The following is a 14269-nucleotide window of genomic DNA, read 5'->3' as shown; positions in this document are numbered from 1 at the left end:
TGTATTGAATACGATTCTCAGATTAAGAATACATTTTTTCTCTTAATTCTTTAATCTTTTTATCAGCAAGATATTCGTCGTAAGTTGTTTCTCTGTCGATGATTCCTTTTGGAGTCAGTTCGATGATTCTGTTACAGACTGTCTGAAGCATTTCGTGGTCATGAGATGAAAGCAACAGATTACCTTTAAAATTAGATAAAGAGTTGTTTAATGTTGTAATACTTTCAAGATCCAAGTGGTTTGTAGGTTCATCAAGAAGCAAAACATTCGCCTTCTGAAGCATCATTCTGCTGAACATACATCTCATTTTTTCTCCTCCTGAAAGTACTTTACAGGATTTCAAAGCTTCATCACCTGAGAAAAGCATTCTTCCTAAGAATCCTCTCATGAATTCTTCGTGACGCTCCTCATCATTTTTAGTGAACTGTCTCAACCAGTCAACCAGGTTAATGTCTTCCTGGAAGAAATCTGTATTATCTAAAGGCATGTGAGATTGGTTTGTAGTAACTCCCCAGGCAACAGTTCCTTTGTCAGGCTGATTATTTCCTGCTAATATTTCAAAAAATTCTGTGATAGCCAAAGAGTTTTTAGAAATCACAGCTACTTTATCTCCCTTTTTAAGGTTTAGGTCGATATTGGAAAATAGTAATTCGCCGTCTTTTGTTTTTTCTAAACCTTTGATATCTAAAATCTGATCTCCGACCTCTCTTTCCATTTCGAAAATGATGGCAGGATATCTTCTTGAAGAAGGTTTGATGTCGTCGATGTTTAATTTATCGATCATTTTCTTTCTTGCTGTAGCCTGTTTAGCTTTCGCAACGTTTGAGCTGAATCTTGCGATGAAATCCTGAAGTTCTTTCTTTTTTTCTTCCGCTTTTTTGTTAGCCTGAGCTCTCTGTCTTGTAGCTAACTGAGAAGCCTGATACCAGAAAGAGTAGTTACCTGTGTAAAGATTTAATTTAGCATAATCCAAATCGCCAATGTGTGTACAGACTGTGTCGAGGAAGTGACGGTCGTGAGAAACTACAATTACTGTGTTTTCATAATCTGCAAGGAAATCTTCTAACCAGGCAATCGTGTCGATATCAAGGTCATTGGTAGGTTCATCAAGAATCAATACGTCAGGATTTCCGAAAAGGGCCTGAGCCAACAGAACTTTTACTTTGTCTTTGTTCTCAAGCTCACTCATCATCTGCCAGTGCATGTCATCTTTGATGCCAACGTTTGAGAGCATGGTCTGTGCATCAGATTCTGAGTTCCAACCGCCCATTTCGTCGTAAACAACACCGAGTTCTCCAGCTTTGATTCCGTCTTCGTCTGAGAAGTCTTCCTTTGCATAAAGGGCGTCCATCTCTTCTTTTATCTCGAATAATTTTTTGTTTCCTCTTAAAACTGCCTCAAGAACGTTATATTGATCGTAAGCAAAGTGATCCTGCTCAAGAACAGACATCCTTTTGCCTGGCTCCAGTGATACATGTCCTGTAGTAGGATCCTGTTTTCCGGTTAATATTTTTAGAAATGTAGATTTTCCTGCGCCATTTGCTCCAATGATTCCGTAGCAGTTACCTTTCGTAAACATGATGTTCACTTCGTCGAAAAGTACTCTCTTTCCGAATTGTAAAGATAAGTTAGATACTGTTAACATATAAGTTTGTAAATTTGGGCACAAAAATACAAAAAGAATTTCGGTATTTTCTTATATAATAGTATACAAGTTGGGCATGTGCATCAAATTTGTATAGTCAACTGAAAAATTTGAAGAATGAAAATTGAAAAGACAGTCAATATATTAAACAGAAAGGCAAGATTCGAATATGAAATTCTGGATGAGCTGGAGGCTGGAATGGTGCTGACAGGAACTGAGATAAAGTCTCTTCGTTCATCAAAAGCGTCAATCGCAGAGGCATTCTGTCAGTTTATCGATGGTGAATTATATATTATCAATATGATGATTGATGAGTATAAGTTGGGAACATTTTATAACCACAAAACAAAAAGGGAACGGAAATTGCTGTTGCACAAAAAAGAATTGGCAAAGCTGGAGAAAAAACTTAAAGATGCAGGGAATACGATAGTGCCTTTAAGGTTGTATATCAATGATAGAGGCAGAGCTAAAGTAAAGATTGCTTTGGCAAGAGGTAAAAAACTCTTCGATAAAAGAGAGTCTATTAAGGATAGAGAAAACAAAAGGAACCTCGACAGAATATTAAAGAAAAGTTAAAAATCATACGTAAAACTTTGTTTATAAAGAAAAATTATATTTATTTTGCAATATCAATTATTTAATCATTTAATTCTATGAAAAATCTAAAATTAGGAATTTCAGTATTGGCACTTACAGTTGCTTCTACTGTTTTCGCTCAGACTACCAACAATCCGTGGTTAATCGGAGTTGGTGCTCATGGTGAAAATCATAAAGCAGTACGTGGAGAGTTCAGCCAAACTTTTTCGGCTAGAAACTTGACGAAAACTATGTTCAATATGAACAACTTTTCGATCACGCCACCGCTTTCTAAACTTATGGTAGCAAGAAACATCACCAAAGGTTTCGTTATCGATTGGTCTACAACTGTAGGTAATGTAGAAAATCAAAGATTCAACACAGGGAAAGAGTTCATGTTGATGACTGGTCTTGGTTTACAGGCTAAAGCAGCTGGTCTTCTTTGGGACGAAGAGTCTTGGTTTGATCCTTACTTGAGAGTAGGTGCTAACTATTTGAGACAAGACTATACAGGTCTTACATTCCCAAGAACAGATTTACTAGGTTACACTCATGACAATGACGGTGATCTTAACGGTAAAGCTAACTTCTTTACAGTATCTGCTGGTGCAGGTGCTAACTTCTGGGTAACTAAAAACTTCGGTATTGGTGTTCAGGGAGATTACGTAGGTACTCCAATCGATAAGCCTGATTATGCCAACTTCTGGCAGGCTTCTGCTTCCCTATTATTCAGATTCGGAAACAGAGACAGAGATAAGGATGGTATCTTAGACAAAGACGATTTATGTCCAGATACACCAGGTTTACCAGAATTCCAGGGATGTCCTGATACTGACGGTGACGGTGTTCCAGATAAAGACGACCAGTGTCCAGATGTTCCTGGTCCAGTTGAAAACGGAGGTTGTCCTTGGCCAGATACTGATGGTGACGGTGTAATCGACAAAGATGATGCTTGTCCTTCAGTTGCAGGTCCTGCAGAAAACAACGGTTGTCCTTGGCCAGATACTGACGGTGACGGTATCTTAGATAAAGATGATGCTTGTCCTACTGTTCCAGGTCTTCCAGAATACAACGGATGTCCTAAGCCAGTAGTGAAAGTTGCTGAAGAAGTAGAATTAATCTTCAACAACGTTTATTTCGACTTCAACAAAGCTACAATTAAAGCTGAATCTGCTCCAGCATTGGATCAGGCTGCTGAGAAAATTAAAAGTGCAACTGGTGCTCACTTCTTATTAGAAGGGAGAACTGACGCTAAAGGATCTGAAGCTTACAACTTGAAACTATCTAGAGAAAGAGCTGCTTCTGTAGTTGCTGCTTTAGATGCAAGAGGTGTAGATGCAGATGCTCTTAAATCTATCGGTGTTGGTGAAGCTAAAGCGACTGTTTCTGAAAAAGCTACTGATGCTGAAAGACAGAAAGACAGAATCGTGAAAGTGAAAGCTATCGAAGATGCTGCTGAGTGGAATGCAATTAAGAAGAGAGATTACGAAGACGTAGTTGCTCCTGCTAAAAAAGCTCCAGCTAAGAAAAAAGCTCCGGCTAAAAAGAAAAAATAATTAATTTTTCTAAATAAAAAATACCTCCAGACTTCTGGGGGTATTTTTTTTATGGTTGATTTTAATTATTTTTGTCGAAATATAATACATAAAATGGGAAGAGCATTTGAATATAGAAAAGCCTCAAAAATGGCCCGTTGGGATAAAATGGCCAAAACTTTTTCTAAAATTGGTAAAGACATTGCCTTAGCAGTAAAAGCAGGAGGCAGCGACCCTGAAGCCAATCCGGCGCTGAGAAGATGCATTCAGAATGCCAAAGGTGCCAACATGCCGAAGGATAATGTGGAGAGAGCCATCAAAAAAGCCAGTGGTGCAGATGCCGAAAACTATGAAGAAATCAATTACGAAGGTTACGGGCAGGGTGGTGTTGCATTTTTCGTGGAATGTACAACGAATAATACGACCAGAACTGTTGCCAATGTAAGAGCAGTCTTTAATAAGTTTGACGGAAACCTTGGCAAGAACGGAGAATTGGCATTTATTTTCGACAGAAAAGGGATTTTCACCATAAATTTAGATCAAATCAAAATGGATTGGGATGACTTTGAAATGGAAATGATTGACGGCGGTGCTGAGGATGTAGAAAAAGACGATGAAGAAGTGATGATTACAACTGCTTTCGAAGATTTTGGTTCTTTATCTCATAAACTTGACGAACTGAAAATCGAGGCTAAAAGTGCTGAACTTCAGAGAATCCCAAACAATATAAAAGAAGTAACCGCGGAACAGTTTAAGGCAAATATGAAAATGCTTGACCGTTTTGAAGAAGATGATGACGTGCAAAACGTTTATCACAACATGGAAATTACCGACGAATTGTTGGAGTCTTTATAAGTCAAACAGTTTTTCAACGGCTAAAATATTTTGCCACGAATTCACGAATTAAATTTTTCAACATCTTTTTTTAAGAAAGTTAAATTATTTGAATCGTGAATTCGTGGCTATTTTATGTCTTAAATTTTAGTTAGCAGGAAAAATAATATTACATTCATATACAGTTCATTTTCAATTGGTTTCTTTGCAGAAGAATCAAACGTGACATCGCCATCAGTGGTTAATCAAAATACTTACGGTTATGGCGATCACATTTGATCTGAGATAAAAAATCTCTGCTCATGAAAAGAAACGTTGAACTGGTTGTCATTTCAGATGTGCATTTGGGAACTTATGGATGTAAAGCCAAAGAGCTGCTCAGATATCTGAATTCTGTTCAACCTAAAACATTAGTTTTAAACGGTGATATCATTGATATATGGCAGTTTAAAAAGTCTTATTTTCCCAAGCCACACCTAAAGGTCATCAAGAAATTTCTTTCTTTGGCCACAAAAAATACCGATGTATTCTACATCACCGGAAATCACGACGAGATGTTTCGGAAATTTACAGATTTCGAACTCGGAAAATTGAAAGTTTGCAATAAACTTCATTTAAATCTTGACGGAAAAAAAACATGGATCTTTCACGGCGACGTTTTTGACGCTTCCGTACAGCATTCAAAATGGATTGCCAAGCTTGGTGGCAAAGGTTATGATCTGCTGATTGTCATCAATAATATGGTGAATTGGTTTCTGGAGAAAATGGGTCGTGAGAAATATTCATTTTCAAAAAAAATAAAGAACAACGTAAAAAAAGCCGTGAAATACATTGGTGATTTTGAATTGACTGCTTCGGAATTGGCTATCGACAATGGTTATGACTACGTTCTTTGCGGTCACATTCATCAGCCTCAGATGCGGGAAGTGCAGAACAAGAAAGGCACGTGTCTTTACCTGAATTCCGGAGACTGGATTGAAAATCTTTCAGCACTGGAGTACAATGAAGGAAAATGGTCCATATTTAATTATGACGATCATAAACATAATCTGAAAGACGACGAAACAGACGAAATTCAGGAATTGAACAGTGATCAGCTGATGCAGATTGTAACTCAATTTACATAATATGAAATCGCCATTAATATAATTTGTAAACAATGATAAAAGAAGATGTGGCGATAGCATATGACCATTAAATGACAGTAAAAATCGACATATGAAAATATTATATGCTTTTCAGGGAACGGGAAACGGGCACATGGCAAGAGCACAGGAAATTGTTCCACTGCTTAAAAAATATGGTCATGTGGAAACGCTGATGAGCGGGCACCAGTCGCAACTTAAAGCAGATTTTCAGCTTGATTTTCAGCATAAAGGTATTTCACTTTTATACAATAAATCCGGTGGAATTTCTTACTCAAAAATTCTGTTTGAAAATAATTATCTCAAGGCTTTTAATACCATCAAATCCCTTGATCTTTCTAAGTATGATCTGGTCATTAATGATTACGAGCCTTTGACCGGATGGGCCTGCAAAACAAAGGGAATCCGTTTTCTGGAACTGAGTCATCAGGCTTCAATGAGTTTTAGTGAAACTCCTAAACCAACGAGAAAAGATTTTTTTGGCGAACAGATTCTGAAATATTACGTTCCCAGTGAACACCGGATTGGTTTTCATTTTGAATCTTATCATAATCAAATCAAGACTCCGGTGATCAGAAAAAAAATCCGTGAACTTGATGCTTCAAAGAAAGGATTCTTCCTGGTTTATCTACCAAGTTTTTCAGATGAAAATATTATTAAAATTCTAAGTCAGATTCCGGTAAAATGGAAAGTATTTTCAAAATATTCCAAACTTTATTTTAAAGAAAAAAATGTTGAGGTTTTCCCAATCGACCAAACGGAATACTTAAAAGCATTCGAAAATTGCGAAGGTATCTTATGCAACGCCGGTTTTGAAACTCCTGCAGAAGCTTTATTTTTAGATAAAAAACTTTTCGTAATTCCTATCCATAATCAATACGAACAGGAATGCAATGCAGCCGCTTTAGATTTGTTCGGAATTCCCAATTCTAAAAATCTAAAGAAAGATGAAATTGAAAACTGGGTCAATTCAATGCAGCATTTAAACGTAAATTACCCGGATAATATTGAAGATATTCTGGTGAACGAAGTTTTAACGTTCAAGTAAAATATCTTCCACATCATTCATTCTTCTCATCACCGCTCTCGCATAGGAACAGTGAGGATAAACTCTCCAGTTGTTTTCCCTCGCAAATTTTACAGCTTCTTCTACCAGGAATTTCCCCATTCCGCGACCTTCAAACTGACTGTGAACCAAAACAAATGAAATAATCAGCTTTTTATCTTCAGGAAAAATGGTGTAAGTGAGTCTTCCCACCTCGCTGATCTCATTGTTTAAGGTAATGACGCCGCCGTTTTCGCTTTTGTTATTTGTGAATGTCATACTTTTAAATTTAACTGAGAACCAACAAAAACTGAACCGAGAAAGTTCTGAGAAAATCAATTGTGATTGACTTAAAATTGATTATAGATTTAATTCAAGACACAAAACTGACTAACTCTCTCTTCCGGTGTAAAAATTATAATCCTTGATCACCACACCAATAAACTGTCTTTCCGTCATTTGCTGAGGATCGATTTCGAGTTTCAGAATGCTTTTTATTTTGTCTGAAAGTTTGGTGATCACCTGTCTGTCATCAATTTTTAAAGCTTTAAGGAAATTGTCTTTAATAATTCTCATATCGTTATCACTTAAAGCAATCACCTGTGGGAATGTCGGAATATAGTCATCCTGAAGCTTCTCGAGAATGGTGTGGGAAATATTAATGTTATTTTTTAAGGAAATCACAGCAGTGCCGGCTGCGATATCACCCAAACGTTGGTTGTTTTTGGTTGCAATAGCAGAAATGAGACCTACAATTCCCAAAAAGGTAACATCGATAATTCTAAATACCCAACGGATAAGGTAATCTCCGAAGCTTGCCTGGTAACCGTCGATTTTCACGACTCTGATTTTCATCACCCGTTTTCCGGGAGTTTGCCCTTCCATCAGACTTTCCATCACCACAGGATAAACAGATGCCGGAAACGCTACAACAAGCTGAATCGCTCTCTGAGACCATGAATCAAGCCCCATCAGGTATCTGCTGAGGTTAAAAAAATCAAACAAAAAGTAGTATATCAGAAAAAGATATGCTAACCGGATTGCGCCATCGATAAGAAATGCCAGAAATCTTTCACCAATATTGGATATGTTAAAATTAATATTAACATTTTGTGATGTATTTATCGCAATTTGAGACATATTTTTTATTATTTTAGCTTTACAATTATGAGAGAAGTTTATTTCATCAAACAAAATAAAGAAAAATGGTTGGGAATAGAGGAGGTTATTCAGGGTAAATTGAAAAAAAATCCTGATGAGCTCTCATCTCTGTACATCAATCTCATCAACGACCTGTCTTTTGCCCAGACTTATTACCCTAAAAGCAATACGGTGGTTTATCTCAATCACCTTTCTTCGCAGATCTATCAAAAGATTTACAAGACCAAAAGGGTAGAGCAGAACAGACTTTTCTACTTTTTTTCTACTGAAGTTCCTCTGCTTGTGCACCAGTACCGAAGATATCTTGGTTATGCCTTTGCTTTTTTTCTCCTATTTACCTGTATTGGACTGATTTCCGCGGTTTATGATAAAGAATTTGTCAATGTAATTCTGGGTGAAGATTATGTAAATATGACTGTTGAAAATATTAAGAACAAAAATGCAGTGGGCGTTTACCAGAGCGGCTCAACCTGGGGAAGCACCATAGGAATTGTGTTTAATAATATTCAGGTGGGTGCAAAACTTTATCTTTTTGGTCTTTTTGCAGGTGTAGGAACTCTGTTTGTTTATCTTTCCAACTGCGTAATGCTGGGCTCTTTTCAGTATTTTTTCTATGATTACGGAGCCTTGGCAGACAGCGCAAAAGGAATCTGGCTTCATGGTACTTTTGAGATTTTCTCCATGATTATTGAGGCGATGTGCGGATTGATTTTAGGAGCATCCATCCTTTTTCCCAAAACACTTTCGAGGTTTAACTCGCTTAAAAAAGGTTTCAAAGATTCATTTAAAATATTTTTGAGTACGGTGCCGTTCACCATCTGTGCCGGAATTATCGAAGGTTATGTAACCAGACACGCTTTGAATATGCCTTTGGCCTTAAATCTTCTTATCATTGTAGGTTCACTTATTTTGATTGGTGGCTACTATCTTATTTATCCCAACTATGTTGCAAAACAGCAAAACCTCTTAGCGAATGATCACATTCTATAAAAAACGCGACTTCGGAACTTTTATCACCGACAGTTTTGCATTCTTCAAATCAAACGGGAAGAATTATTTTAAAAATTTTATTCTCATCAACGGAATGATGCTCATTCTTTTGGTACTTGTGATGTATTTCGGTTTTAAGGAATTTTTAGGACAGTTTTTCAACGGAAATCTCTCGGGTCAGAGTTATTATTTTGAAAGATATTTCGAAGATAATCTTGGGTTGGTGATCATTACCGGAATTGTTATCATGATCATCTATTCTTTTCTGATGATGCTGAATCTTCTCTATCCAGTATTTTATGTAAAACGCATCGCCGGCGGGCAGAAAGAGGTGAGTGTAGAAGATATCATTTCTGATCTGAAAACACATTCAAAAAAGCTTATTCAATTATATTTTGGCTTGATACTTCTTGTCATTCCAGCGGCATTCGTGCTTATTGCTCTTTCGTATGCCATGGTTTTAGTTTTTATTGGAATTCCTGTATTGATTTTTGTGGTTCCCACACTTTTCAACGCCATCACTTTTTTAGTTTACGATTTCATTTATACCGACCGTGGTTTCTTTGAAAGTTTAAGTTATGCCATCAGATCTCAGTTTTCGTATTCAAACGGAAGAGAAAAAACACCGTACTGGAAATACTGGGGATCTGCCATCATCCTTTTTGTTTTGTATTATGTAATTACAACAATTTTCACAGCAATTCCGATGGTTATTCTGATGATGAGACTTGCTGTTTCAACTTCTGATAATAATTTTGAACAGAATCCTTTTGCAGGAGGCTTTGGTGCGGTCATCATGGTTATTTATGGGATTTCAATCGTTTTGTCTTCTTTATTAATGAATGTTCTCTACATAAATTCAGGTTTGCTGTACTTCGACAGCCGGAGAGATCTGCACCAGAAACTGGAAATGGAAGAAATTGATACCATTGGTCTGAATGCATAAGCTCGTCACATTTTTAAGCGTTTTTATTCTTATAAATCTTGCAGAAGCGCAGGATTACGATTCTGTCTACATGGAAACTGATTCTGTAGAGCAAATGATTGATGATGAAAGTCCGTTTGACGGAATGCTGGCTTCAGACTCTTTGCTTAAAGAAAGACCACAAACCGAAAATACTGTTTACAGCAGAAAATTTAAAGAAAATATTCCGTCAAGATACACAGATGAAGACTTCAATTACGAAACTGTAAAACCCCAAGAATCTTTCTGGGACAGACTGATGCGGAAGGTTGACCGTTTCTTTAACGGTATTTTCGGCAGTAATCTGAATTCATCTTTCAGTTTTGGTAAAATTCTTCTCAGGATATTCGCTATTATTTTAGCAGGATTTATCATCTATTTTTTAATCAGATTTCTGATTGGTAAAAACATAGGCTTTTTTGGAAAGAAAAATTCAGCTGTCGACATTAAAGAGGAAGATCTGCACGAAAATATTCATGAAATTAATTTTGCAGATACCATCGCAAAGTTTGAAAATTCTGCAGAATACCGTCTGGCGGTGCGGTATCATTTCCTTTTAATTCTGAAAAAACTCAGTGATAAAAAAATAATTTCGTGGAATCCCGAGAAAACAAATAAAGATTACAGTTACGAAATAAAAGATGAAAATCTGAAGAACCGATTCTCTGATCTGGCTTTGATTTTCGATTACATCTGGTACGGCGAGTTTGGTGTAGATCACAATTCTTACCTTAAATTTAAAGAGCAGTTTCAGTCATTCAAACCGTAAATCAGAATTTAAAAGATGAACAAGACATTCAAAATATATGCTGTAATTTTCGCCATCATTCTGGCGGTCATAGCGTTGCTTGAAATCAATAAAAAGGAAGTTACAGACTGGCGCAAAAATTTTGAAACCTCCAGAAAATCACCCTTTGGTCTTTATATTTTTGATCATGAGGCGAAATTTTTATTTAAAGATAAACTCAGGAAAATTTCAGAAAATCCTTATGATTATTATGAAAATTCAGACGAAAAGCCTCATAACATTTTCGTTTTAGAGTCTGAACTTGATTATGAATCATGGACGAAAATCATGGACGAAGTAACTAAGGGTTCTGATGCTATGATTATCAATCAGCACATTCCAAAGGATATTTCAGACAGCATTGGTTTTTATACTTCAAATTTTTCTTATTCCGAAAGCAATGTATTGAAACTCACAGACAAAAAATTCTCAAACAGTTTTGTTAAAATAGACAAATTTCCGGGAGGCCGTGGTTTTACATTTATTAAACCTGAAATAGAAATTTTAGGTAAAATTATATCTGAAGGATCAGAAGATCAGGCTGGTTTTATCAAAGCTAAATTCGGCAAAGGTCATTTTTATGTACATTCAGAACCGCTTTTTCTCACCAATTATTATCTCATGAAAAGAGAAAATGTACATTACGCACAGGATGTATTTTCTTATCTTCCGGACAGAGAAACGCTCTGGTTTTCAGATAAAAAAAGTGAAAAGTCGCAGTTTTTTATGAGGTTTATTTTCAGCAATCCGGCTCTGAAATATGCTTGGTGGCTTTTGCTTGGAGGAATGCTTTTATTCATTTTCTTTAATGCTAAAAGAAAACAGAGAATCGTTCCTGTAATTGATCCGTTAAAAAATTCTTCTGTAGATTTTGTGAAAAGCATCGGGAATCTCTACATGCAGGAAGGGGATTTCCATGAGATGATGGCCAAAAAAGCGCAGTATTTTCTTCATAAAGTGCGGATCGATCTTTTGATAGATACACAGAATCTGGATGATGAATTTGCAAAAAAACTTCAGCTGAAAACTGGAAGAAGTGAAGATAAGATAAATGAAGCAATCATTTTAATCAGGAAAGCTCAGGATCCGTACGCATCGGTAATGAAAGAAGATCTGTTGAGAATGAATGAATTGCTGGATGAGATATTAAAATAATTATAAAAAATTAAATCACAGGTTTTAAAATCCTTTGATCTGATTTAAAACAATAAAAAAAAACAAACAATGGAAAACATTGAAAATCAAAATACAGAAAACACAGGCATCAACCTGCAGAAAGAAGACAGCAACTTTGAATTGAGAATCGATATGATCGATCTTAAAAACAGCCTGCAAAAAGTAAAATCTGAAATTGGGAAAGTAATTGTGGGTCAGGAAGATATGATCGAACATTTGCTTGCAGCACTGCTCTCCAACGGTCATGTCCTGATTGAAGGTGTTCCGGGAGTGGCAAAAACCATAACGGCAAAATTACTGGCAAAAACCATTGATGTAGATTTCAGCAGAATTCAGTTCACACCAGATCTGATGCCTTCGGATATTTTAGGAACATCAGTTTTCAACGTTAAAAATACTGAGTTTGAATTTAAAAAAGGACCCATTTTTTCAAGTTTTGTTTTGATTGATGAAATCAACAGATCGCCCGCAAAAACGCAGTCTGCATTGTTTGAGGTAATGGAGGAAAGACAGATCACAATGGACGGAACCCGTTATCAAATGGATGAACCTTTCATCGTCATCGCCACCCAAAATCCGATTGAGCATGAAGGAACTTACCGTCTGCCGGAAGCTCAGCTGGACCGTTTTCTGTTTAAAATCAATGTAGGTTATCCCAATCTTGAGCAGGAAATTACCATCATCAAAAACCAGCACGAAAGCCGTGTTGAAGACAAAACCGAAGGAATTGATAAAGTTCTTACAGCAAGTCAGCTGAAAACTTATCAGAATCTGGTAAAACAGATTGTTGTAGAATCTCAGCTGATAGAATACATTGCTAAAATTATTTCAAATACCAGAGAAAATCAGTTTCTGTATCTCGGAGCGTCCCCGAGAGCGAGTCTGGCACTGCTTACGGCTTCAAAGGCATTTGCAGCTTTGCGTGGAAGAGATTTTGTTACTCCGGAAGACATCAAAGAAGCGAGTTTTGCTGTTTTAAGACACCGTGTCATAGTTTCTCCGGAAAGGGAAATGGAAGGCCTTACTGCGGACGAAATTATCAGACAGATATTGGAAGGAATTGAAATTCCGAGATAAGTTTTAATGAAAAATCTCTACATCCATACGCGTTTTTTTCTTGCACTCATTGTGGTAGGCATTGTGTATATTTTTGCATTCTTCTTTCCGTGGATGATGATGGTGGCGCATGTTTTACTGCTGCTCGTTTTTCTTGCGGCTATGGTAGAATACCTTTTTCTATTCAGCAGAAAAGAAAATATTTCGGCACAGAGAATTTTACCTGAAAAACTTTCCAACGGCGATGAAAATCCCGTGAAGATCGACCTTAGAAATAATTACATTTTTAAAGTTAATGTCAACGTTATCGATGAAATACCATTTCAGTTTCAGAAGCGGGACTTTTTAATTAAAAAACAGATTGAAAGCGGTAAAAATGCTTATTTTCAATATATTTTGGAGCCAAAGGAAAGAGGTGAGTACAGTTTTGGAGCACTCAACGTCTATGCATCTTCACCTTTGGGATTTGTGGCCAGGAGATTCAGATTTCAGAAAGATGCGATGCTTGCGGCGTACCCTTCGTTTATTCATCTGAGAAAATATGAGCTGATGGCTTTACAGAATGAAGTCCTTTTGGGTGGAATCAAAAAAATCAGAAAGCTGGGTCACACGATGGAATTTGAGCAGATCAAAGAATACGTTCCTGGCGATGACATCCGTACCGTAAACTGGAAAGCGACTTCCAAAACCAACCGGCTGATGGTAAATCAGTTTCAGGATGAAAAATCGCAGCGCATTTTCATGATCATTGACAAAGGAAGGACGATGAAAATGCCTTTCAAAGGTTTGAGTTTGCTCGATTATTCCATCAATGCATCAATGGCGTTGTCTCATATTATTTTAAAGAAAAGTGACCGTGCGGGAATGATGACTTTCTCTAAAAAAGCAGAAAACAAAGTTGCTGCAGATAACAAATCGGGTCAGCTCAGAAAGATTTCCGAAGCTTTGTACAATGTGAAAACCGATTTTTTTGAAAGTGATTTCAACAGGCTGTATCGGGATGTGAAATTTTCATTAAATCAGAGAAGTCTTGTTTTGCTTTTTACCAATTTTGAAACTTTGGACGGCCTCAACCGCCAGATGAAATACCTACGCGGAATTGCAAAAAACCATCTTCTCGTGGTTGTTTTCTTTAAAAATTCTGAACTTCATCAGCTGATCGACAAAAAGCCTGAAAACACTCAGGAAGTCTACGACCAGATTATCGCCGAAAAATTTGAATTTGAAAAGAAACTCATCATTCAGGAACTCAGAAAATACGGAATTTTCTCTGTCTATACCCTTCCCGAAAATCTAAATATTGAGGTGATTAATAAGTATCTTGAGATTAAAGCGAGAGGAATTTTATAAAATTA

Annotated in this window: 14 protein-coding genes; 11 read left to right on the top strand and 3 right to left on the bottom strand. The window is 36.7% G+C overall.

What is annotated here, in order from left to right; translation table 11 throughout:
• Window positions 1-22 precede the first annotated feature (22 nt).
• Window positions 23-1645: an ABC-F family ATP-binding cassette domain-containing protein gene (locus tag IC610_RS13755; protein ID WP_056076086.1), complete on the bottom strand. Its 1623-nt coding sequence runs from the start codon at window positions 1643-1645 to the stop codon at window positions 23-25.
• Window positions 1646-1762: 117 nt separating this feature from the next.
• Between IC610_RS13755 and smpB the strand changes: the two genes are divergently transcribed.
• The 5 genes from smpB (at window position 1763) to IC610_RS13730 (ending at window position 6783) form a co-directional block, all read left to right on the top strand.
• Window positions 1763-2221 (top strand): SsrA-binding protein SmpB, encoded by a 459-nt coding sequence (gene smpB, locus IC610_RS13750; protein WP_191737383.1) that lies wholly within the window; start codon window positions 1763-1765, stop codon window positions 2219-2221.
• A gap of 77 nt (window positions 2222-2298) precedes the next feature.
• On the top strand, window positions 2299-3777 hold the full coding sequence (locus IC610_RS13745; protein ID WP_191737382.1) for an OmpA family protein: 1479 nt from the start codon (window positions 2299-2301) through the stop codon (window positions 3775-3777).
• Window positions 3778-3870: 93 nt separating this feature from the next.
• Window positions 3871-4611, top strand: a complete 741-nt coding sequence (locus IC610_RS13740) for a YebC/PmpR family DNA-binding transcriptional regulator (protein ID WP_056076096.1) — start codon at window positions 3871-3873, stop codon at window positions 4609-4611.
• A gap of 281 nt (window positions 4612-4892) precedes the next feature.
• A complete protein-coding gene (locus IC610_RS13735; protein WP_191737381.1) occupies window positions 4893-5717 on the top strand; it encodes a UDP-2,3-diacylglucosamine diphosphatase in 825 nt (274 codons plus the stop codon).
• Between the two features lie 91 nt (window positions 5718-5808).
• Window positions 5809-6783: a glycosyltransferase family protein gene (locus tag IC610_RS13730; RefSeq protein WP_191737380.1), complete on the top strand. Its 975-nt coding sequence runs from the start codon at window positions 5809-5811 to the stop codon at window positions 6781-6783.
• On the opposite strand, the gene IC610_RS13725 is transcribed toward IC610_RS13730, so the two are convergent.
• Both IC610_RS13725 and IC610_RS13720 read right to left on the bottom strand, forming a co-directional pair.
• On the bottom strand, window positions 6769-7059 hold the full coding sequence (locus tag IC610_RS13725) for a GNAT family N-acetyltransferase (protein ID WP_056076106.1): 291 nt from the start codon (window positions 7057-7059) through the stop codon (window positions 6769-6771). The two genes, IC610_RS13730 and IC610_RS13725, sit on opposite strands and share 15 nt — an antisense overlap.
• Window positions 7060-7170: 111 nt before the next feature.
• Window positions 7171-7920 (bottom strand): RDD family protein, encoded by a 750-nt coding sequence (locus IC610_RS13720; protein WP_191737379.1) that lies wholly within the window; start codon window positions 7918-7920, stop codon window positions 7171-7173.
• A gap of 27 nt (window positions 7921-7947) precedes the next feature.
• On the opposite strand from IC610_RS13720, the gene IC610_RS13715 reads away from it, so the two are divergent.
• The 6 genes from IC610_RS13715 to IC610_RS13690 all read left to right on the top strand — a co-directional run bounded on the left by IC610_RS13715 (window position 7948) and on the right by IC610_RS13690 (window position 14264).
• Window positions 7948-8931 (top strand): stage II sporulation protein M, encoded by a 984-nt coding sequence (locus IC610_RS13715; RefSeq protein WP_056076112.1) that lies wholly within the window; start codon window positions 7948-7950, stop codon window positions 8929-8931.
• The gene (locus IC610_RS13710) at window positions 8915-9877 is read left to right on the top strand and encodes a DUF4013 domain-containing protein (protein ID WP_191737378.1); all 963 of its coding nucleotides are present in this window, start codon (window positions 8915-8917) and stop codon (window positions 9875-9877) included. Before IC610_RS13715 ends, IC610_RS13710 begins: the two co-directional genes overlap by 17 nt.
• Window positions 9870-10664, top strand: coding sequence for a DUF4129 domain-containing protein (locus IC610_RS13705; RefSeq protein ID WP_191737377.1), 795 nt, complete (start codon window positions 9870-9872; stop codon window positions 10662-10664). The genes IC610_RS13710 and IC610_RS13705 overlap by 8 nt, the downstream gene beginning before the upstream one ends.
• A 15-nt stretch (window positions 10665-10679) precedes the next feature.
• Complete coding sequence (locus IC610_RS13700) at window positions 10680-11837, top strand: hypothetical protein (protein WP_191737376.1); 1158 nt, start codon at window positions 10680-10682, stop codon at window positions 11835-11837.
• A 69-nt stretch (window positions 11838-11906) separates the two neighbouring features.
• Window positions 11907-12935, top strand: a complete 1029-nt coding sequence (locus tag IC610_RS13695) for an AAA family ATPase (protein WP_191737375.1) — start codon at window positions 11907-11909, stop codon at window positions 12933-12935.
• Between the two features lie 6 nt (window positions 12936-12941).
• A complete protein-coding gene (locus tag IC610_RS13690) occupies window positions 12942-14264 on the top strand; it encodes a DUF58 domain-containing protein (RefSeq protein ID WP_191737374.1) in 1323 nt (440 codons plus the stop codon).
• Window positions 14265-14269 lie beyond the last annotated feature (5 nt).

Source organism: Chryseobacterium caseinilyticum, assembly GCF_014837145.1.
GTDB lineage: Bacteria > Bacteroidota > Bacteroidia > Flavobacteriales > Weeksellaceae > Chryseobacterium > Chryseobacterium caseinilyticum.
The sequence above is the reverse complement of the archived record's forward strand: the minus strand, read 5'-3'. Positions and strand labels throughout refer to the sequence as shown.

Excerpts from the sequence above, each read along its gene's own strand:
- IC610_RS13755 (WP_056076086.1), bottom strand. The coding sequence starts at position 1,645 with ATGTTAACAGTATCTAACTTATCTTTACAATTCGGAAAGAGAGTACTT.
- smpB (WP_191737383.1), top strand. The coding sequence starts at position 1,763 with ATGAAAATTGAAAAGACAGTCAATATATTAAACAGAAAGGCAAGATTC.
- IC610_RS13745 (WP_191737382.1), top strand. The coding sequence starts at position 2,299 with ATGAAAAATCTAAAATTAGGAATTTCAGTATTGGCACTTACAGTTGCT.
- IC610_RS13740 (WP_056076096.1), top strand. The coding sequence starts at position 3,871 with ATGGGAAGAGCATTTGAATATAGAAAAGCCTCAAAAATGGCCCGTTGG.
- IC610_RS13735 (WP_191737381.1), top strand. The coding sequence starts at position 4,893 with ATGAAAAGAAACGTTGAACTGGTTGTCATTTCAGATGTGCATTTGGGA.
- IC610_RS13730 (WP_191737380.1), top strand. The coding sequence starts at position 5,809 with ATGAAAATATTATATGCTTTTCAGGGAACGGGAAACGGGCACATGGCA.
- IC610_RS13725 (WP_056076106.1), bottom strand. The coding sequence starts at position 7,059 with ATGACATTCACAAATAACAAAAGCGAAAACGGCGGCGTCATTACCTTA.
- IC610_RS13720 (WP_191737379.1), bottom strand. The coding sequence starts at position 7,920 with ATGTCTCAAATTGCGATAAATACATCACAAAATGTTAATATTAATTTT.
- IC610_RS13715 (WP_056076112.1), top strand. The coding sequence starts at position 7,948 with ATGAGAGAAGTTTATTTCATCAAACAAAATAAAGAAAAATGGTTGGGA.
- IC610_RS13710 (WP_191737378.1), top strand. The coding sequence starts at position 8,915 with ATGATCACATTCTATAAAAAACGCGACTTCGGAACTTTTATCACCGAC.
- IC610_RS13705 (WP_191737377.1), top strand. The coding sequence starts at position 9,870 with ATGCATAAGCTCGTCACATTTTTAAGCGTTTTTATTCTTATAAATCTT.
- IC610_RS13700 (WP_191737376.1), top strand. The coding sequence starts at position 10,680 with ATGAACAAGACATTCAAAATATATGCTGTAATTTTCGCCATCATTCTG.
- IC610_RS13695 (WP_191737375.1), top strand. The coding sequence starts at position 11,907 with ATGGAAAACATTGAAAATCAAAATACAGAAAACACAGGCATCAACCTG.
- IC610_RS13690 (WP_191737374.1), top strand. The coding sequence starts at position 12,942 with ATGAAAAATCTCTACATCCATACGCGTTTTTTTCTTGCACTCATTGTG.